Annotated in this window: 18 protein-coding genes; 9 read left to right on the top strand and 9 right to left on the bottom strand. The window is 63.5% G+C overall.

Annotation, left to right across the window (positions count from 1 at the left end; all coding sequences use genetic code 11):
* Positions 1–3 precede the first annotated feature (3 nt).
* A complete protein-coding gene (locus HRU92_RS10995) occupies positions 4–300 on the bottom strand; it encodes a GNAT family N-acetyltransferase (protein ID WP_248307069.1) in 297 nt (98 codons plus the stop codon).
* 117 nt (positions 301–417) lie between these two features.
* Between HRU92_RS10995 and HRU92_RS10990 the strand changes: the two genes are divergently transcribed.
* Positions 418–792: a RidA family protein gene (locus tag HRU92_RS10990; RefSeq protein ID WP_172125110.1), complete on the top strand. Its 375-nt coding sequence runs from the start codon at positions 418–420 to the stop codon at positions 790–792.
* A 103-nt stretch (positions 793–895) separates the two neighbouring features.
* On the opposite strand, the gene HRU92_RS10985 is transcribed toward HRU92_RS10990, so the two are convergent.
* Positions 896–1,744, bottom strand: a complete 849-nt coding sequence (locus tag HRU92_RS10985; RefSeq protein ID WP_173088142.1) for a fumarylacetoacetate hydrolase family protein — start codon at positions 1,742–1,744, stop codon at positions 896–898.
* Positions 1,745–1,786: 42 nt separating this feature from the next.
* On the bottom strand, positions 1,787–2,536 hold the full coding sequence (locus tag HRU92_RS10980) for a GntR family transcriptional regulator (protein WP_172124282.1): 750 nt from the start codon (positions 2,534–2,536) through the stop codon (positions 1,787–1,789).
* 124 nt (positions 2,537–2,660) lie between these two features.
* Here HRU92_RS10980 and HRU92_RS10975 point away from each other — a divergent pair, with 124 nt between their 5' ends.
* Both HRU92_RS10975 and HRU92_RS10970 read left to right on the top strand, forming a co-directional pair.
* A complete protein-coding gene (locus HRU92_RS10975) occupies positions 2,661–4,211 on the top strand; it encodes an altronate dehydratase family protein (RefSeq protein WP_248307068.1) in 1,551 nt (516 codons plus the stop codon).
* Between the two features lie 106 nt (positions 4,212–4,317).
* Positions 4,318–5,505 carry an alpha-hydroxy acid oxidase gene (locus HRU92_RS10970; protein ID WP_172124280.1) on the top strand — a complete coding sequence of 396 codons (1,188 nt, stop codon included), beginning with the start codon at positions 4,318–4,320 and terminating at the stop codon, positions 5,503–5,505.
* Positions 5,506–5,511: 6 nt separating this feature from the next.
* On the opposite strand, the gene HRU92_RS10965 is transcribed toward HRU92_RS10970, so the two are convergent.
* The 3 genes from HRU92_RS10965 to HRU92_RS10955 are packed head-to-tail and all read right to left on the bottom strand — an operon-like array spanning position 5,512 to position 7,226.
* Positions 5,512–6,312 carry an anti-sigma factor gene (locus HRU92_RS10965; protein WP_172124278.1) on the bottom strand — a complete coding sequence of 267 codons (801 nt, stop codon included), beginning with the start codon at positions 6,310–6,312 and terminating at the stop codon, positions 5,512–5,514.
* On the bottom strand, positions 6,309–6,815 hold the full coding sequence (locus HRU92_RS10960; RefSeq protein ID WP_173088140.1) for a sigma-70 family RNA polymerase sigma factor: 507 nt from the start codon (positions 6,813–6,815) through the stop codon (positions 6,309–6,311). The genes HRU92_RS10965 and HRU92_RS10960 overlap by 4 nt, the downstream gene beginning before the upstream one ends.
* Positions 6,816–6,833: 18 nt before the next feature.
* On the bottom strand, positions 6,834–7,226 hold the full coding sequence (locus HRU92_RS10955) for a hypothetical protein (RefSeq protein ID WP_127754067.1): 393 nt from the start codon (positions 7,224–7,226) through the stop codon (positions 6,834–6,836).
* Between the two features lie 251 nt (positions 7,227–7,477).
* Here HRU92_RS10955 and HRU92_RS10950 point away from each other — a divergent pair, with 251 nt between their 5' ends.
* Positions 7,478–8,578: a TRAP transporter substrate-binding protein gene (locus HRU92_RS10950; protein ID WP_127754066.1), complete on the top strand. Its 1,101-nt coding sequence runs from the start codon at positions 7,478–7,480 to the stop codon at positions 8,576–8,578.
* 77 nt (positions 8,579–8,655) lie between these two features.
* On the opposite strand, the gene HRU92_RS10945 is transcribed toward HRU92_RS10950, so the two are convergent.
* The gene (locus HRU92_RS10945) at positions 8,656–10,044 is read right to left on the bottom strand and encodes a TRAP transporter large permease subunit (protein WP_127754065.1); all 1,389 of its coding nucleotides are present in this window, start codon (positions 10,042–10,044) and stop codon (positions 8,656–8,658) included.
* Positions 10,044–10,607, bottom strand: a complete 564-nt coding sequence (locus tag HRU92_RS10940) for a TRAP transporter small permease subunit (protein ID WP_172124274.1) — start codon at positions 10,605–10,607, stop codon at positions 10,044–10,046. Before HRU92_RS10940 ends, HRU92_RS10945 begins: the two co-directional genes overlap by 1 nt.
* A 222-nt stretch (positions 10,608–10,829) precedes the next feature.
* On the opposite strand from HRU92_RS10940, the gene HRU92_RS10935 reads away from it, so the two are divergent.
* The 5 genes from HRU92_RS10935 to modB all read left to right on the top strand — a co-directional run bounded on the left by HRU92_RS10935 (position 10,830) and on the right by modB (position 14,537).
* The gene (locus tag HRU92_RS10935; RefSeq protein ID WP_172124272.1) at positions 10,830–11,789 is read left to right on the top strand and encodes a carbohydrate kinase; all 960 of its coding nucleotides are present in this window, start codon (positions 10,830–10,832) and stop codon (positions 11,787–11,789) included.
* Positions 11,790–11,852: 63 nt separating this feature from the next.
* The gene (locus HRU92_RS10930; protein ID WP_172124270.1) at positions 11,853–12,359 is read left to right on the top strand and encodes a hypothetical protein; all 507 of its coding nucleotides are present in this window, start codon (positions 11,853–11,855) and stop codon (positions 12,357–12,359) included.
* Positions 12,360–12,452: 93 nt separating this feature from the next.
* The gene (eda, locus tag HRU92_RS10925) at positions 12,453–13,088 is read left to right on the top strand and encodes a bifunctional 4-hydroxy-2-oxoglutarate aldolase/2-dehydro-3-deoxy-phosphogluconate aldolase (protein ID WP_172124268.1); all 636 of its coding nucleotides are present in this window, start codon (positions 12,453–12,455) and stop codon (positions 13,086–13,088) included.
* 27 nt (positions 13,089–13,115) lie between these two features.
* Complete coding sequence (modA, locus tag HRU92_RS10920) at positions 13,116–13,850, top strand: molybdate ABC transporter substrate-binding protein (RefSeq protein ID WP_172124266.1); 735 nt, start codon at positions 13,116–13,118, stop codon at positions 13,848–13,850.
* Positions 13,851–13,856: 6 nt separating this feature from the next.
* Positions 13,857–14,537, top strand: a complete 681-nt coding sequence (modB, locus tag HRU92_RS10915; RefSeq protein WP_172124264.1) for a molybdate ABC transporter permease subunit — start codon at positions 13,857–13,859, stop codon at positions 14,535–14,537.
* Here the strand turns inward: modB and ligD are convergent.
* Positions 14,534–17,218, bottom strand: a complete 2,685-nt coding sequence (gene ligD / locus HRU92_RS10910; RefSeq protein WP_172124262.1) for a DNA ligase D — start codon at positions 17,216–17,218, stop codon at positions 14,534–14,536. The genes modB and ligD overlap by 4 nt on opposite strands.
* Between the last annotated feature and the right edge of the window lies 1 nt (position 17,219).

Here is a 17,219-nt window from a genome sequence, read left to right as displayed (position 1 = left end):
GGCTCAGGCGCGCAGGTCAGCCCATTCGGGATGGCGGCGGAACTGCGCCACCACATAAGAGCAGACCGGGGTGATCTTGAAGCCCTCGGCGCGTGCATCGCTGATCGCCGCATTGACGAGACGAGCGGCGATGCCGCGGCCTTCGAATTGCGGCGGCACGCCGGTATGGTCGATGACCATGGAGCCATCGGGTCCCCTGCGGTAGGTCATTTCCGCCTCTGCCCCGCCATCGAGGCGCACGAGGTAGCGCCCGCTCTTGGGACCATCTTCACGTTCCACTGTGTATTGGGTGTCGCTCAAGGGGCTCGTCCTTGGTTGGATTGGGCTCGGATCATAAAACGCCGCGGGGCGCCGGCAAGTTGCCGGCGGGATGGCCGCGAGAAACTGGAGACGCCGATGTCGATGCCTATTCACCACATGATTGCCGCCGGGCCGCAACCGGTGGCGCCGTTTTCCCATGCGGTGGAGGCGGATGGCTGGGTGTTCGTCACCGGGCAAATGCCGACCGACCCGGCGGCGCCCGATGCACCGCTGCCGGAGGGGATCGACGCGCAGACGCGTCGGGTGGTCGAGAATCTGCGCGTGGTGCTGGCCGGCGTCGGGCTGGGGCTCGAGCATGTCACCATGGCGCGGATTTACCTCACGCAGTTCGAGCGGGATTACGCGGCGCTCAATGCGCTGTGGCCGAGCTTTTTCCAGCCGGGAAAGCTGCCGGCGCGGACCACGGTGGGGGTGACGGCGCTCGCGGTGGGGGCGCTGGTCGAGATCGATCTGGTGGCGCGGCGGCCTTAGAGGCGTTTGGTGCTGAGCAGTGGGGAGATGCCTTTGATCGAGGCTCTCGCCCCCCTTGATCCCTCCCCGCGAGGGGAGGGTGTTGACTGCGAGGCCGGTGAGCTTAGGCGGTGTAGGCTTTGACGGTCTGCTGCTGCTCGCCGAGGCCTTCGATGCCAAGGCGCATGACATTGCCGGGCTTGAGCCAGACGGGCTCGGGCTTGATGCCCATGCCGACGCCGGGAGGGGTGCCGGTGGTGATGACGTCGCCGGGCTGCAGGCTCATGAACTGGCTGACATAGCTGACCACATGGGCGACGCCGAAGATCATGGTCTTGGTGGAGCCGTCCTGGTACCGCTTGCCATCCACTTCGAGCCACATCTTGAGGTTCTGCGGATCGGCAACTTCGTCCTTGGTCACGAGCCAGGGGCCGATCGGGCCAAAAGTGTCGGCGCCCTTGCCCTTGTCCCAGGTGCCGCCGCGCTCGGTCTGGAAGTGGCGTTCGGAGACGTCGTTGCAGACGCAATAGCCGGCGACATAGTCCATCGCATCGGCCTCGTCGACATAGCGGGCTTCCTTGCCGATCACGACGGCGAGCTCGACTTCCCAATCGGGCTTGATCGAGTTCTTGGGGATGATGACGTCGTCATTGGGGCCGATGATGGCACTGGTGGCCTTCATGAAGATGATGGGCTCTTCGGGGATGGCAGCGCCGGTTTCGGCGGCATGGTCGGCATAGTTGAGGCCGATGCAGATGAACTTGCCCACATTGGCCACGCAGGGGCCGATGCGATCGCTTTGCAGCTGGGGCAGGGCGTTGATGTCGGCCGCACGGATGCGTGCCAGCCCGCCGTCGGACAGGGTTTGCCCGCCGATATTGGCCACAATGCCGCTCAGGTCACGAACCGTGCCGTCTTCGGCCAGAATGGCGGGCTTTTCGGCGCCCTTAGGCCCAACGCGCAGCAGTTTCATCGGCGAACTCCATGGTTGTAAGTGGCTTTGTGCGGATTGCGCTCAGCCATAGGGAAAGGTGTCGGGGGTGTCGGCACTCTCGTCGCTGTCGGCGAAGAGGTGTGGGTATTCGCGGGCAAAGGCGAAGAGTTCAACCATTACCGCATCGATATGGGCGCGGATGGCCGAGGTGGCTTGGTTCTGGTCGCCCGACAGGATGCCGTCAAAGATCGCCTGGTGCTCGGCAATGGTGAGGGCAAGGCGCCGCGGGGTGATGATGAGGCGGCGGGCGCGGTCGAGATTGGCGCGGGCCGAATCGATGATGCCCTTGATCTTGGTGAACCGCATGGAGCGGAAGATGATGTCGTGGAAATCAATGTCGAGCCCATGGAAGCGCTCGCTGTCTTCCTCAAGGGCGGCGGTGCGTTGTGCCGCCATATTGGCGTGCAGCGCCGCCATCACCTCGGCGTCGTGATTGCCGATCAGCACGCGCAGGGCTTCGCTTTCGAGGCCCTTGCGGATCAGCATGTATTCCCGGACATCGGCAATACGTACGAGGGACACGGTGGAGCCGCGTTGCGGGGCAATTTCAACGAGGCCCTCGATCTGCAAGCGGGCCAGGGCTTCGCTGACCGGAAAGCGCGAAACGCCCAGTTCTTCGCAGATGGCTGCCTTGTCGAGAGTTTCGCCGGGAGCCAGTTGCAGCGAGACAATCGCCTGGCGCAGCGAATTGGTCACATCAAGGGTGACGCTGCCACGCGCTGGGGCATGGCTTCGCTGCAGAAATTGGTAGGGACGGGCTTCCGAACTCATGCTAACATGTTAGTCGCAGTCGAGGTTCCTGGCAAATCCAACGCGCGGAGCGGTTTTCCCGTGCCGCAGTCTGGCGGCAAGTCCGCAGGCGAGAGCGCCCAGAGACCCATGAGTGGAGCCAATTATGTCTGAGACCATGATTCGTCCGGAAGCCAGGACCCTGGTGCTGAACCCTCGCGACAACACGGCCGTGGCGCTGTCCAATCTGGAAGCCGGGACGGTGACGCCGCAGGGCGTGGTGATCGGCAAGCGCTTGCCTAAGGGGCACAAATTCGCGGTGCGGCCGATCCGCGCCGGCGAGGCCGTCACCAAGTTCGGGCAGATCATCGGCTTTGCCAAGGACGCGATCGCGGCGGGCGACTGGGTGCATGAGCACAATTGCGGGATGGGTGGCGCCGATGGCACGCTGCATCACGACTACGCTTTTGCCGAGGGGGCGGTGGCGCCCGAGATGGTGCCGGTGGCCGAGCGGGCGACCTTCCAGGGCTTCCGCCGCGCCAATGGGCGGGTGGGAACGCGCAATTTTATCGGCATCCTGACTTCGGTAAACTGTTCGGCCACGGTCGCCAAGTTCATGGCCGAGGAGATCAATCGCTCGGGCATCCTGGCCGACTACCCCAATATCGATGGCGTCATTCCCTTTGTGCATGGCACCGGCTGCGCCATGGATATCCAGGGCGAGGGCTATCAGATCTTCCGCCGCACCCAATGGGGCTATACCGCAAACCCGAACCTGGGCGCAGCGCTGCTGGTGGGGCTGGGCTGCGAAGCGTTCCAGATCGGCAAGATGAAGGAAAGCTACGGGCTGAGCGAAACCGACACGTTCCAGACCATGACGATCCAGGAGATCGGCGGCACCCGCAAGATGGTGGACTGGGGCGTCGAGCGGATCAAGGAAATGCTGCCCGTGGCGGCGCGAGCCCAGCGCGAAACGGTGGATGCGTCCGAGCTGATGCTGGCGCTGCAATGCGGTGGCTCGGACGGCTATTCGGGCATCACCGCCAATCCGGCGCTCGGTTATGCGGTCGATCTGCTGGTGCGGCAGGGCGGCACCGCAATCCTTTCGGAAACGCCGGAGGTCTATGGCGCCGAGCATATGCTGACGCGGCGTGCGGTATCGCGCGAAGTGGGCGAAAAGCTCATCGAGCGCATCCACTGGTGGGAAGACTATACCCGCCGCAGCGGTGGCGAGATGAACAACAATCCCTCGCCCGGCAACAAGCTGGGCGGGTTGACCACCATTCTCGAAAAATCGCTGGGCGCCACAGCCAAGGGCGGCACCACGCCGCTAACGGCCGTCTATGAATATGCCGAGCAGGTGCGCGAAAAGGGCTTTGTGTTCATGGACACGCCCGGCTTCGACCCCGTTTCGGCGACGGGACAGGTGGCGGGTGGCGCCAATATCCTCGCCTTCACCACCGGGCGCGGTTCGGCCTATGGCTGCAAGCCGGTGCCCTCGATCAAGTTGGCCACCAATTCCGATGTTTATGCCCGCATGACCGAAGACATGGACATCAATTGCGGCGATATCATCGAGGGCGTCTCGATCGAGGAGAAGGGGCAGCAAATCTTCAATCTGCTGCTGCGCATCGCTTCGGGCGAAAAGAGCAAGTCTGAACAGCTGGGTTATGGCGACAACGAGTTCGTGCCCTGGCAGGTCGGCGCGACCATGTAGGGGACGCGCTGCGTCCCCCCAAGTGGCCGCCCGGAGCCGGGCGGCCTTGATGAACCACCCCAAATCCAAGTTGCTCGGCCACGCCGCTCGCCCGGAGCTTTTACCCATGTCCGCCCTCGACAAAGCCCTTACCATCAATGAGCTGATGGCAATCGCCAAGCGGCGGGTGCCCAAACAGTTCTTCGATTATGCCGATTCCGGCTCCTGGACCGAGGGGACCTATCGCGCCAATAGCGAGGATTTCAGCCAGATCAAGTTGCGCCAGCGGGTGGCTGTGAACATGGAGGGCCGCACGCTCGCGACTACCATTTGCGGCGAGCAGGCCTCGATGCCGGTGGCCCTTGCTCCGACAGGGTTTACCGGCATGCAGAGCGCTGACGGTGAAATCAAGGCGGCGCGGGCGGCCGAGAAGTTCGGCGTGCCGTTTACGCTATCGACCATGAGCATCTGCTCGATCGAGGATGTGGCGGAGAACACGGGCAAGCCGTTCTGGTTCCAGCTCTACATGATGCGTGACCGCGGTTTCATCGAGCGGCTGATCGACCGGGCCAAGGCGGCCAAGTGCTCGGCGCTGGTGCTGACCATGGACCTGCAGATCCTTGGGCAGCGGCACAAGGATTTGCGCAACGGCATGTCGGCGCCGCCCAAGTTCACGCCGCGGTTCGTCTTTGAAATGGCGCGCAAGCCGCAATGGGCCATGCAGATGCTGGGCACCAAGCGGCACACCTTTCGCAATATCGTGGGGCATGTTGATGCTGCGGGGGATCTCTCCAAGCTGTCGGCCTGGACGGCATCCCAGTTCGATCCAGCGCTGAGCTGGAAGGAGATCGCCTGGGTCAAGGAGCGGTTCGGCGGGCCGGTGATCGTCAAGGGCATTCTCGATCCCGAGGATGCGCGCGAGGCGGTGGCGCATGGGGCCGACGGGATCATCGTGTCCAATCACGGCGGGCGCCAGCTCGATGGCGCACCATCCTCGATCCGCGTGCTGCCCGAAATTGTCGATGCCGTTGGCAACAGCACCGATGTGTATCTCGATGGCGGCATTCGCTCGGGCCAGGATGTGCTCAAGGCCATGGCGCTGGGCGCCAAGGGGACCTTTATCGGCCGTGCGTTCCTGTGGGGGCTGGGTGCTGGAGGCGAGGCCGGCGTGACGCGGGCGCTCGAGATCATCCGGCGGGAACTCGACATCACCATGGCGCTCTGCGGGGAGCGCGATATCAAGGCGGTGGGTCTGCACAATATCTATTCCATCGACCTGCCGCCGCGGAACTCGCCGCTAGGGGCGAATGGCTGACCGCCGCTAGCTGCGATAGTGTTCTTCAGGTTCGCCGTCACCGGTCAGTTGCCGGTAGATCGCCTGCGAGACGATTTGCATCTGCGGCTCGGGCAGGGTGCCCACCACGGTGCAAGTGATGTGGGCATTGGCCCAGTAAAAGGCTTCCGCCCCTTCCAGGCTGGCGAAATCGTAGGCGTGTTCCCGGTCGGGCAGGGCTGCGGTGACATAGATGGTTACCCGGTCACGCCCAGCATTTTCGTACATCAACTGAGCGGCGCGACCGCCGGCCGCGGCCGTGCCGGGCAGCAGACGGCCACCCACCAAGGTGAAACCTTCGGCCGCGAGGTCGGGCGCGGCGAGGGGCGTTTCCAGCCGGTTGGAAAGCCAGGAAGTCAGGTGATCCTCTTCGCTGGCGGCGACCTCCACGGCGTGGCGGTTCTCAGCCACAAACACGTCATGGGCGCGCACGGCATCGGCGATCAGCACAGTGCTGGGCTGCGGGGCAGGCGACCAGGCACGGGCGAACCAGCCGGCGCCCAGGCCCAAACCCACAAGGAGGACGGCGGCGACGGCCTGCCGCCAGAGGCGGTGGCGGCGGGTGGTGAGCTCGGCGGCCATCCGCCGGGGATGCAGCCTCACCGGTACCGGCTCCGCCCCTGCTGGCTCGAACAAGGTGCGAATGGCGTCGTTCTGGCGGGCCCAATTTGAGACTTCAGCCGCGACGTCAGGATTGGCGGCCAGATAGGCTTCGACCTGCTCGCGCGTTGTGGGGTCGAGCTGCCCGTCGGCAAAGCCCATCAGCGTATCGCGGCTGGGGGCGTTCATTTCACCGTCCTCAGATGCGGCTCGGCCGGGGTGCCGGTTAGCAGGCGCAGGGCGGCGCGGGCGCGACCGAGGCGAGACATCAGCGTGCCAAGCGGAACTCCAAGGACAGCAGCGGCCTCGGCATAGGAGAGGCCTTCAAGGGCAATCAACAGCAAGGCCTCCTTTTGTTCGGGCGGGAGGGTTTCAATGGCCCTGGCCATTTCGGCCAGGGCTAGATGGCCGGGTTGGGGCGCCGCGGTCGCGGGTTCGGCAATGGCATCGAGCGGCATCATCGCACCCTGGCGGTGCCGGGTGCGCAGGTCATTGCGGTACAGGTTGAGCAGAATGGTGAACAGCCAGGCCCGCATCGGGCCGGTAGGGCGGAACAGGCCACGGCGCGAAATGGCGCGCTCCAGGCAATCCTGCACCAGGTCGTCGGCGAGGTCGGCACTGCGCGTCAGCGCCCGGGCATAACGCCGGAGAGCTGGCACGCAGGCTTCGACCTCGTCGAGGAACTCGGTCACCCCAGGCTTCCGCCGTCCTTATTCAACAGCAAGATGCCAGACGCCGCCGACGCCGTCACCGGTGATGTCGCCGGGCTCCATGTCGTCCTTCCAGTAGTAGAGCGGCCAGCCTTTATAGGCCCACATCTGGCCGCCATCGGTGCGATCGACCAGAGTGAACTCGCCCTCGGGCGTGGCGCCGTCCTCGGCCATAAGCGGGGGCCAGTTGGTGGCGCATTTCTCATAGCAATTGGTGACGCCGGGCTCGTCCTTATCGAAGATATAAAGGGTCATGCCGTCGGCATCGGTCAGGACCATCTTGCCCCCGATATCGGTGGATTGAACGGCGCCGCCCAGATATTCAGCGGCGGCAAGAGGAGTGGCGAACAAGGCGAGCGCGGAGGCGGTGGCAACAAACATGCGGATCGACATGGAGTTTTCCTTCCGGTTTGGCGGGGCGGCAGAGCGGCCCTCAGCAGCGTCAACACCGGCCGCAGCGGTTTAATCCCGGCGGGCCAAAAAAACCTTTGCAGTGACGATCTTGCTGGGATTGCAACAAGATACTGGACAGGCGGCGTGCCGGCTGATTTTTTACTTCAACTTGTCACGGACGGGGCCAAAGGCTGGCCTCGGCGCGACAACGGTATTTGTGCAGCAAAGCTGCACCTATGGGGAGGAAGTGCATGAAGAGACGTGAGTTTTTCAAGTCCGCATCGGTAGCGACGATCGGTGCCGCAGCGGCAACGACGCTGGCTGCGCCCGCGATTGCGCAGGGCACCATCAACTGGCGCATGGTCACCACCTGGCCCAAGAACTTTCCGGGCCTGGGTGTCGGCGCGCAAAGACTGGCGGACCGGATCGGCCGCGCTTCGGGGGGACGGCTCAACGTTCAGGTTTTCGCTGCCGGCGAAATGGTGCCGGGCTTGCAGGCGCTGGACGCCGTGATCGACGGCTCGGCCGAGATGATGCATGGCACGCCCTATTACTGGCAGAACAAGAGCCAGGGCCTGTCGTTCTTCACCGGCGTGCCGTTCGGGCTGACCAGCCGCGAACACACGGCCTGGATGCGCTATCTCGGCGGCCAGGAAATCTGGGACGAGATCTACGACCAGTTCGGCGTTAAGGGCTTCATGTCGGGCGATACGGGCACGCAGGCCGGCGGCTGGTTCCGCAATGAGCTGACCGGCGTTGCCGATGTGCAGGGCCTGCGTTTCCGCACGCCGGGGCTCGGTGGCCAGGTCTGGGCCAAGCTTGGCGCTTCGGTGACCAATCTCGCTGCCGGCGAAATCTTTGCGGCGCTGCAGTCGGGCACGCTCGATGCTGCCGAGTTCGTGGGTCCATACAACGACATGGCCCTGGGGCTCTACCAGATCGCCAAGAACTACTATTTCCCGAGCTTTGTCGAGCCCGGCCTGGCCACGGAACTCGTGGTGTCCAAGTCCAAGCTCGCCGAGTTGCCCGAGGACCTGCAGGAGCTGGTCGCGACCTGCGCGCAGGCCGCCTATGACGATGTGGCTTCGGACATGTATGCCAATGAGCCGCGCTCGCTGGCAGCGCTGGTCAGCGAACATGGCGTTCAGGTCCGCGCTTTCCCCGAGGAGATCGTCGAGGCTGGTGCCAAGGCGTCGGTTGAACTGCTGACCGAAATCCGTGAAGGCGGCGACCCGCTGACCAAGAAGACGGCGGAGAGCTTTATCGCCGCGTTCAACCTGCTGCGCACCCGCACCGAGAACACCGACATGCCTTATCTCGTGGCGCGCGAAAAATACGTCCAGTACAGCTAAGCGGCATCGGTTGGATGCAGAAAAGCCCGGGCAATTTGCCCGGGCTTTTTGTTTGTGGGTCAGTGATCGACCACAGGTTAATACAGCATGCTGGGCAACCAGGTGATCAGTTGGGGGAAGAAGAACAGGATAAACAGCGCCAAAATCTGTAGCAGCACGAAGGGGATGATGCCGCGATAGATCATGCCGGTGCTGACCCGCGGTGGGGCCACGCCGCGCAGATAGAACAAGGCAAAGCCGAAGGGCGGGGTCAGGAAGCTGGTTTGCAGGTTCACGCCAACCATGACGCCGAGCCAGATTGGATCCACACCCAAGGCCAGCAGCACTGGCGCTGTGATCGGGATCACGATGAAGATGATCTCGAAGGTATCGAGAATGAACCCGAGCATGAACATGATCAACATGACGATGATGGTGGCGCCGATTGCGCCCCCCGGCATGTTGGACAGGAATTCATGCACCAAATTGTCACCGCCCATCATGCGGAACACGACGGAGAACACTGCCGCGCCAAACAGGATGATGAACACCATTGAGGTGATGGTGGCGGTCGAGATCACCGCCTGCTTGAGGACCGAGAAGCTCAAGCGCCACCGCATTGCCGCCAGGATCATGGCACCGACGGAGCCGACCGATGCCGCTTCGGTAGGGGTCGCCATACCGGCCAGGATCGAGCCCAGAACCGCGATGATCAGCAGGAGCGGCGGCACCAGGGCGACAAAGACTTCGCGCAGCAGATGCTTTTTCTCATCTTCGGGCACGGGCGTAGCCGGCGCCGACTTTGGATCGATGATTGCCTTGATGATGACCCAAATAGCGTAAAGCCCGACCAGCAGCAGGCCAGGCAGAATGGCGCCGGCGAACAAGGCGCCGACCGAAACCGGCTCGGGGGCAAAATTGCCCTTTTCCATCTGCACCTGGGCATTGATGCCCGAGAGCATGTCGCCCATGAAAATCAGGACGGTCGAGGGCGGGATGATCTGGCCCAGCGTGCCGGAAGCGCAAATCACGCCGGTGGCCAGCTTGGGATCATAGCCGGCGCGCAGCATGGCGGGCAGGGAGATCAGGCCCATGGTGACAACGGTTGCGCCGACCACGCCGGTGGAAGCTGCGAGGAGGGCACCAACCACGATCACCGAAAGGGCGAGGCCGCCGCGCAGATTGCCGAAGAGCTTGCCCATGGTGAGGAGCAATTGCTCGGCAATACCGGAGCGCTCGAGCATGACGCCCATGAACACAAAGAGTGGCACCGCCACCAGCGTTTCGCTGGTCATCAGGCCGAAATAGCGGCCGGCGAGGGAGCCGTAGTTGGAGGGGTCATAAACGCCCAGCCACCAGCCGACGAGGCCAAAGATCAGCGCGGTGCCGGCAAGCGAAAATGCTACCGGAAAGCCAAGCATCAGGACGCCGACCACGCCCACAAACATCAGGGCGGAGAGTATCTCCCCGATCAATACAGGGTCCATCAATGCGCTTCCTTGACGTCGTTAGCGCCGTAGCGCAGATCGGGGGGTAACAGGTTCTCGTTGTTGGTGAGAACAAGGATCGAGCGCAGGGCCATGGCGATGCCTTGCAGCCCGACAAGGACCGCAAAGACGATCACAAAGCTCTTCAGCACGAAGAGACCGGGCATGCCCCCGATATTGCTGGAGCCTTCATAATAGCCCCAGGAGCGGGCGACGGCGGGATAGGTGTAGGCCAGCACCACATACATGAAGGGCAGCAGGAAGAAGACGACACCAAAGAGATCTGCGGTGGCCTTCCAGCGTACCGAAGCGGGGCGGTAGAAGATGTCAACGCGCACATGGTCGTCGCGGAGCAGGGCAAAGCCGGCCACCCCGGTGAACATGGCGCCACTGAGCCAGACATAGAGATCCTGCACCCAGAGCGTTGATGTGTTGAAGAAGTAGCGCTGCACCACAACGGTGAAGCATACGAGGACACAGGCCAAGGCGAGCCAGGACAGAATTTGTCCCACAAGCCAATTGATGGCGCTGATGCCCCTGACGAGCATGGCGAGCAATTGCAATCGATATCCCCCAGCAGAGTTTCCGCACGGCTGCGGATCTTTGGGGACCCAACTCCTTGCCGAGCACGGAAATTTTGATGCTGCGATTGAACAGCATCGACGCTTTGCGTCAACTTGTTAGTAATCGATAGAAGGGGCAAAACTGCACTCTGCTGGTGACAAGGTCGCCCTAGATGCTATGGCGCTGCAGAACGGCAGCAAAACGCCGACAAAGGAGCGCGCATGTTTGTTGTGGGTGGGGAAAGCCTGATTGATCTCGTATCCGAGCCGCGCCAAGGGGGTGAGGAGATCCGGATGCAGGCGCATCCGGGTGGTTCGCCCTATAACTGCGCCATCGCGCTGGCCAAGCTCGGTAACGCGACGGGTTATCTCTGTCCCATCTCCAAGGATGGGTTTGGCTCCTACCTGCTCGAGCCACTGGCGCAGGCCGGTGTGCAAACCCTGCTGCAGGAGCGGGTCGCGGCGCCGACCACGCTGGCCGTGGTGACGCTCGACGCGCAGGGAAAGGCGCAATACGAGTTTTACCGCGGCGCAGATCGCGCATTTACTGCGGCGAGCATGATCGCGACGTTGCCCGCGGATTTATCGCTGTATCAGATCGGCGGTTTTTGTCCGATCCTGTCCGAGGACGCGGCAGCGTGGCTCGACGTGGTACGGGTGGCAGTCGCCAAGGGCGCCACGATCTCGATCGACCCTAATGTTCGCCCATCGCTGGTGGATGACTTTGAGAGCTACAAGCAGCGGCTGTCGTCCTTTCTCGATCTTGCCCATGTGATCAAGGTTTCGGAAGAGGATCTGGAGGCGCTGGATGCGGGCAAGAGCATCGAGGCGCATGCCGCCGAGTTGTTGGCGCGACCCAATTGCGAGCTGGTGGTGGTCACCCTGGGCGAAAAGGGATCGCGCGCCTTTACGGCATCTGGCACCGCGCAGGTCGGGATTTATGCGCCGCCGGTGTTTGGCGACACGGTGGGGGCAGGGGACAGCTTGATGGCAGGAATCCTGACCTGGCTGGACGAAACCGGCGCCCTGCGCGCAGGGGCATTGCAGGGGCTCGATGATGCGGCGCTCGCAACCACGCTGCGCTTTGGCGCAGTGGTGGCCGGTCTCAACTGCGCCGAAAAAGGCTGCCGGCCGCCGGTTCGCAGCCAGGTGGACCGGGTGCTCGCAGAGGCACAATTCTGATCCGCTTTTAGCTGCGGCTAATTACGTATAAGCTCCGGCAATCCAATCCGGAAAGCTCGGTACGTGGTCGACGGCGGCGATGATGACATCAATGGCGGGAGCGACGATCCCGGCAACCCGGCCTACTGGCTGCGCGGGCTTGAAGAGGCTGCGGTGCCCTTTGATGGCTTCGAAGCTGAGCCGCTAGAGAGCTATGCCGGCCTCTTCCAGAGCGTGCTCGCCCATTACGGCCATCGTTGCGCGCTGACCGGACTCGCAGCGGAGGCAGAGAGTGCCCATTCGCGGTTGGAGGTCACGCCCCTGCGGCCGCGCGACGCTGGCGGCAGTTTGCAGGCCAGCAATTTCCTTTGCCTCAGCACGGAAGCGCATCGGGCCTTTGAAGCGGGGCATCTGACCATTGGGCCGGGCTACGAGATCATTGTCGATCTCAGCCGGCTAGAACGTGAATTGCTGACCAGGCTCAATCCCGATGGCCGGCTCGCCTTGCCCAGTGACCCCGAGGCGGCTCCCGATCCCGAAGGGTTGGCCTTTCACCGGATGCAGGTTTTTATGCGAGCTTCGGCGCAATAGGTCGAATCGCCCTCGTTTGCTGCGCAACGGGGTTGCAGGCGGGCCGGCAAGCTCATAACCCTGTGCTATCGTTCCTTTGCCGTGAGAGTTCCCATGCCGCAAGACGCACAAGCCATGCGCTCCATTTTGTCGCTCGCGCCCGTGGTGCCGGTCATCATCCTCGATGATGTGGCGCAGGCGCGGCCGTTGGCCGAAGCGCTGGTAGCGGGTGGACTGCCCATTCTCGAAGTCACCCTGCGCACGCCCAATGCGCTCAAGGTGATCGAAGAGATGGGCAAGGTTACTGGCGCCATTGTCGGCTCGGGCACGGTCCGAACCGCCCAGCACATGAAGCAGTCGGTGGATGCCGGGTGTCGCTTCATGGTTTCGCCCGGCATCTCGCCGCGTATTCTGGATGCGGCTGACGACATGGGTATTCCGCTGTTGCCCGGCATTGGCACCCCGAGTGAAGGGATGACGGCGGCGGAACGCGGCTATAGCTTCCTAAAGTTTTTCCCGGCCGAAGCGCTGGGTGGCGCGCCGGTGCTCAAGGCCTTCGCTTCGCCGCTCCCCGACATCACCTTTTGCCCCACTGGCGGCATCGATCCGGCCAAGGCCAAGGTTTATCTCGGGCTGCCCAATGTGATCTGCGTCGGGGGCTCCTGGATCATGCCGGCCGATGCGCTGGCCGCCAATGACTTTGGCCGGATCGAAGCGCTGGCGCGCGAAGCCTCGACGCTGCGCGGCTAAGCAGCACCAGGAACGGGAGCGGCGGCAATGAAGCGGATGGTGCTGGTTGTCGCCGCCTGGGGAGCGCTGTTGGTCGGGCCGGCCCAGGCCGAGTTGGCCCGGATCGCTGTTGCGGCCAACTTCACCAGCGTTGCCGAACAATTGGCCCCGGTGTTCACGGCGCAAACCGGGCACCAAGTGCAGTTCAGCTTTGGCGCCACGGGCTTGCTGTACGGCCAGATCACGCAAGGGGCACCCTTCGACGTGCTTTTGGCAGCCGATGACGAGCGCCCAGCACGTGCGGTGGATAAAGGCTTTGGCGTTGAGGGCAGCGTCTTCAGCTATGCGACCGGTGTGCTGGCGCTCTACAGTACGACGCTCGATGTGACGGACGGCCGGGCGGCGCTGGGCGGTGGCTTTGAAAAGCTCGCTATTGCCGATCCGCAGGCGGCACCTTATGGGCAAGGGGCGGTTGAAACCCTGAGGTCCCTGGGGGTCTATGACGCGCTCCAGCCCAAGCTCGTTTTGGGCGAGAACATCAGCCAAGCCCTGCAGTTCGTTCAAACTGGTAATGCCGAGCTTGGCTTTGTGGGTCTGAGCCAGGTGCAGGGCCAGTCAGGCGTGTGGATTGTTCCGAGCGAACTGTATACGCCCATCAGGCAAGATGCCGTGCTGCTCAAGCTGGGTGCCGACAATCGGGCAGCAACGGCGTTTCTCGAGTTCTTGCGCAGCGATGAAGCAGTGGCGCTGATCGAGGCGGCGGGCTACCGGATCGAGCGGTGAGGGGCGATGAACGGGGCCGAGATCCTGCAACCGGTCGGGTTGAGCCTGGCCCTGGCAACGGTGACAACAGCCATTCTCCTAGTTGCCGGCACGCCAATAGCCTGGTGGCTGGCGCGCAGCCGCCGGCGCTGGGTGGAGCCGGTGGCGGCGCTCTTGTCCCTGCCACTCGTGCTGCCGCCGACTGTCCTCGGATTTTATCTGTTGCTGGCGCTCGGGCCCAATGGGCCAGGCGGGAGCCTCGCCGCCCTCTGGGGTGGGCGGACGCTCGCCTTTTCGTTTACCGGGCTGGTGATCGGGTCGGTGCTGTCGTCGCTGCCGTTCATGATTGCGCCCTTGCGCGGGGCCTTTGCCGCGATCGGCAACGAGCCGCTGGAATCGGCGCTGTGCCTGGGCGCCAGTCCGTGGCAGCGCTTTTGGCGGGTGGCGGTGCCGTTGGCGCGGCCGGGCTATGTGGCGGGAGCCGTGCTCAGCTTTGCCCATACGGTGGGGGAGTTCGGGGTCGTGCTGATGATCGGGGGCAATATTCCCGGGCAGACCAAGGTGTTGTCCATTGCCATCTATGACTATGTGGAGCGGCTGGACTGGAGCACCGCTCACCTGCTGGCTGCGGGCATGGTGGTGTTCGCTTTTTCGGCGATCGTGCTGACCACGACGCTTGGGCGGGTGCGGGTGCAAACCGCGCCCTAAGCGTCGGGGGTGCCGACCTCCTTGCGCATGGCCGGAGTGATGGCCTGGTCCACATCGAAATAGCCGGTCCACGGGTCGGGTCGTTTCGCCCGCTCGGCGGCCAACGCCAGGGTAAACTGATTGGCCGCGTTAACGGCTTCGAGTTCCTCCCAGGTGACAGGCACGGCAGCCGGAGCGCCTTCGCGCGACCGGCTGGACCAAGGCGATACGGCCGTCGAGCCACGCTCGTTGCGCAGATAGTCGACGAAGAATTTCCCCTTGCGCTTGGCCTTGCTCATATTGGCGATGAACCGGTCGGGTTCGCGCTCGGACAGCACTTGCGCCACCCGCTTGCAGAAGGCCTTGACCTCGGGCCACTGCGCCTTTGGGGTCAGCGGGGCGATCACATGGATTCCCTTGCCGCCACTGACCAGTGGATAGGTCTTGAGGCCCAGCTCTTCCAGTAGTTTGGCGATGTCCCGGGCGGCGGCGCGCACATCGGCAAAGGCCAGGCCTTCATCGGGGTCGATATCGAAGATGATGCGTTCGGGCCGCTCGACATCCTCCTTGCGGGCACCCCAGAGATGCCATTCCATGACATTCATCTGCGTGCCGGCGAGCAGGCCAGCGAGGGAGTCCACATAGAAATAGTCCACCTCGCTGCCGTCCTTTTCGGTCAGCATCACTGTTTTCATCGCGTCGGGAAAGCCGCCGGAATCGTGCTTCTGGAAAAAGCAGTATTTGGCGCGTCCCTGCGGGCAGCGCACGAGGCTGAGCGGGCGATCGGCAATATAGGGCAGCATGCGATCGGCGACCGCGGCGTAATAGGCGAGCAGATCGGCTTTGGTCACGCCTTGGCCGGGATAGATGACGCGATCGGGCGAGGTGATGTGCAGCCCGGCCTTTTCGGCGGCGGCAAGGCCCGCCTCGCGATCGAGTTTGGCGGGCTCAGCGGGCTCTTGAGCCTCGGCTTTGGCCGCCGGTGCCGATTTGGCCGCGCTGCGTTTGCTCGCCTCGGCCGGCAGCGCGGCGGGGGCTTCGATGACAACTTCGCTGGCCGGCTTGTCTTCGCGCAGGCCCATGAAGGAGGGGTGACGCAAAACGCCATCGGGAGTGAATTCGGTGAAGGCAACTTCGCCCACCAGCTCGGGCTTGACCCAATTGGCGCCGCGGGTGGCCGCCCGGGGGATATTGCTGAAGGGGTTGGTCTTGCTGGCACGGGCATCGAGCTGTTGCTGCAGGGCCTGGGCTTCGTCGCGGGTGAAGCCGGTGCCGACGCGGCCGCGATAGATCAGCTTGCCGTCTTCCCAAGTGCCTAGCAGCAGGGACGCAAAGGATTTCTTCTTGGTCGAGGTGCTCCAGCCGGCAATGACGAATTCCTGCCTCTTGGAGCATTTCACCTTGAGCCAGGAGCGGGAGCGCTCGCCGCGATAGGGCGCGTCGGCCTGCTTGGCGATCACGCCTTCATGGCCGGCGCTGCAGATGCTCTGGAACACGCGCAGGCCGTTGCCGACGACGTGGGTGGAGAACTGAATGGGACTATCGGGCCCGGTTTCTCCGAGCAGCGCCTGCAGACGGGTCTTGCGCTCGGTCAGCGGGAGCGTGGTGAGATCCTCGCCATCCTGCTCGAGCAGGTCGAAGGCGAAGTAGACCAGGGACTCGCCCGTGGAAAGCGCGTTCTTGAGGGTGGAAAAATCGGTACGGCCCTTGTCGTCCAAGGCGCAGAGCTCCCCGTCAATCAGGGCCGAGCCGGAGGTGACCTGACTGAGCGCTGGAACGATGGCGGCAAACTGGGTCGTCCAGTCATTGGCGTTGCGGGTGTAGAGCCGCACCTGGTCGCCTGACAGCGCGGCGAGACACCGGTAGCCGTCATATTTCATCTCGAACACCCAGCCATTGGTCTGCGGCACCTCGTCAACCAGGGTGGCGAGTTGGGGTGGCCGGAACTCGGGGAGGGCGAGCGATTTGGCGGATGATTTGCGAGCGGGCTTGGCGGTTTTAGTCGGCTTGGCTTTTGGTGCCGCGTCGGGGGTGGGCTCGCGGTTGGAATGCCAAACGGCGTCCGCCGGTGTAGCACTGGCTTTCTTGGGCTTGAGCCCTTTGGCGATGCCGGCAAGGTCGCGACCGGTCGAGACGGAGGTGGTGAAACGGGTGGTGAGGGTTTCCTCGGGCTTGGCGTAATCGTCCTTGTGCTTGATCAGCAGCCAGTTCTCGCGCGCCGGGCCGGATTTGCGGGCGGTATCGCGCCCTTTCATGTGCACGAGCACCCATTCGCCCTTCATGCGCTTGCCGTTGATGCGCATTTTGAGGTCGCCGTTTTCGAGGCCCTCATGGGGATCGCCGATCGGCTCCCAGGTGCCTTCGTCCCAGAGCATCACGGTGCCGCCGCCATATTCGCCTTCTGGGATCGTGCCCTCGAAAGTGCCATAGTCGAGCGGATGATCTTCCACATGGACAGCCAGCCGCTTGTCGGCAGGATTGTCCGATGGTCCCTTGGTGACGGCCCAGCTCTTTAGCACGCCATCGAGCTCGATACGGAAATCGTAGTGTAAGCGGGTGGCATCGTGCTTTTGCACGACAAAGCTCAGGGGGGCGCCGGCCTGCTCCTGCTTGGCGGCACTTTCGCCGGATGGCTCCTGCGTTTTGGCGAAGTCACGCTTGGCGCGGTAGTCCTTGAGCAGCGTGTCGGACTTGGTAGCCATT

This window comes from Devosia sp. 1635 (assembly GCF_013185955.1).
Classification (GTDB): domain Bacteria; phylum Pseudomonadota; class Alphaproteobacteria; order Rhizobiales; family Devosiaceae; genus Devosia.
Note: the sequence above shows the minus strand (reverse complement) of the source record. Positions and strands in the feature narration are given on the sequence as shown.

What these genes read in the sequence shown, in the direction of transcription:
- HRU92_RS10990 (WP_172125110.1), top strand. Translation starts at nt 418, where the DNA reads ATGATTGCCGCCGGGCCGCAACCGGTGGCGCCGTTTTCCCATGCGGTG.
- HRU92_RS10985 (WP_173088142.1), bottom strand. Translation starts at nt 1,744, where the DNA reads ATGAAACTGCTGCGCGTTGGGCCTAAGGGCGCCGAAAAGCCCGCCATT.
- HRU92_RS10980 (WP_172124282.1), bottom strand. Translation starts at nt 2,536, where the DNA reads ATGAGTTCGGAAGCCCGTCCCTACCAATTTCTGCAGCGAAGCCATGCC.
- HRU92_RS10975 (WP_248307068.1), top strand. Translation starts at nt 2,661, where the DNA reads ATGTCTGAGACCATGATTCGTCCGGAAGCCAGGACCCTGGTGCTGAAC.
- HRU92_RS10970 (WP_172124280.1), top strand. Translation starts at nt 4,318, where the DNA reads ATGTCCGCCCTCGACAAAGCCCTTACCATCAATGAGCTGATGGCAATC.
- HRU92_RS10965 (WP_172124278.1), bottom strand. Translation starts at nt 6,312, where the DNA reads ATGAACGCCCCCAGCCGCGATACGCTGATGGGCTTTGCCGACGGGCAG.
- HRU92_RS10955 (WP_127754067.1), bottom strand. Translation starts at nt 7,226, where the DNA reads ATGTCGATCCGCATGTTTGTTGCCACCGCCTCCGCGCTCGCCTTGTTC.
- HRU92_RS10950 (WP_127754066.1), top strand. Translation starts at nt 7,478, where the DNA reads ATGAAGAGACGTGAGTTTTTCAAGTCCGCATCGGTAGCGACGATCGGT.
- HRU92_RS10945 (WP_127754065.1), bottom strand. Translation starts at nt 10,044, where the DNA reads ATGGACCCTGTATTGATCGGGGAGATACTCTCCGCCCTGATGTTTGTG.
- HRU92_RS10935 (WP_172124272.1), top strand. Translation starts at nt 10,830, where the DNA reads ATGTTTGTTGTGGGTGGGGAAAGCCTGATTGATCTCGTATCCGAGCCG.
- eda (WP_172124268.1), top strand. Translation starts at nt 12,453, where the DNA reads ATGCCGCAAGACGCACAAGCCATGCGCTCCATTTTGTCGCTCGCGCCC.
- modA (WP_172124266.1), top strand. Translation starts at nt 13,116, where the DNA reads ATGAAGCGGATGGTGCTGGTTGTCGCCGCCTGGGGAGCGCTGTTGGTC.
- modB (WP_172124264.1), top strand. Translation starts at nt 13,857, where the DNA reads ATGAACGGGGCCGAGATCCTGCAACCGGTCGGGTTGAGCCTGGCCCTG.
- ligD (WP_172124262.1), bottom strand. Translation starts at nt 17,218, where the DNA reads ATGGCTACCAAGTCCGACACGCTGCTCAAGGACTACCGCGCCAAGCGT.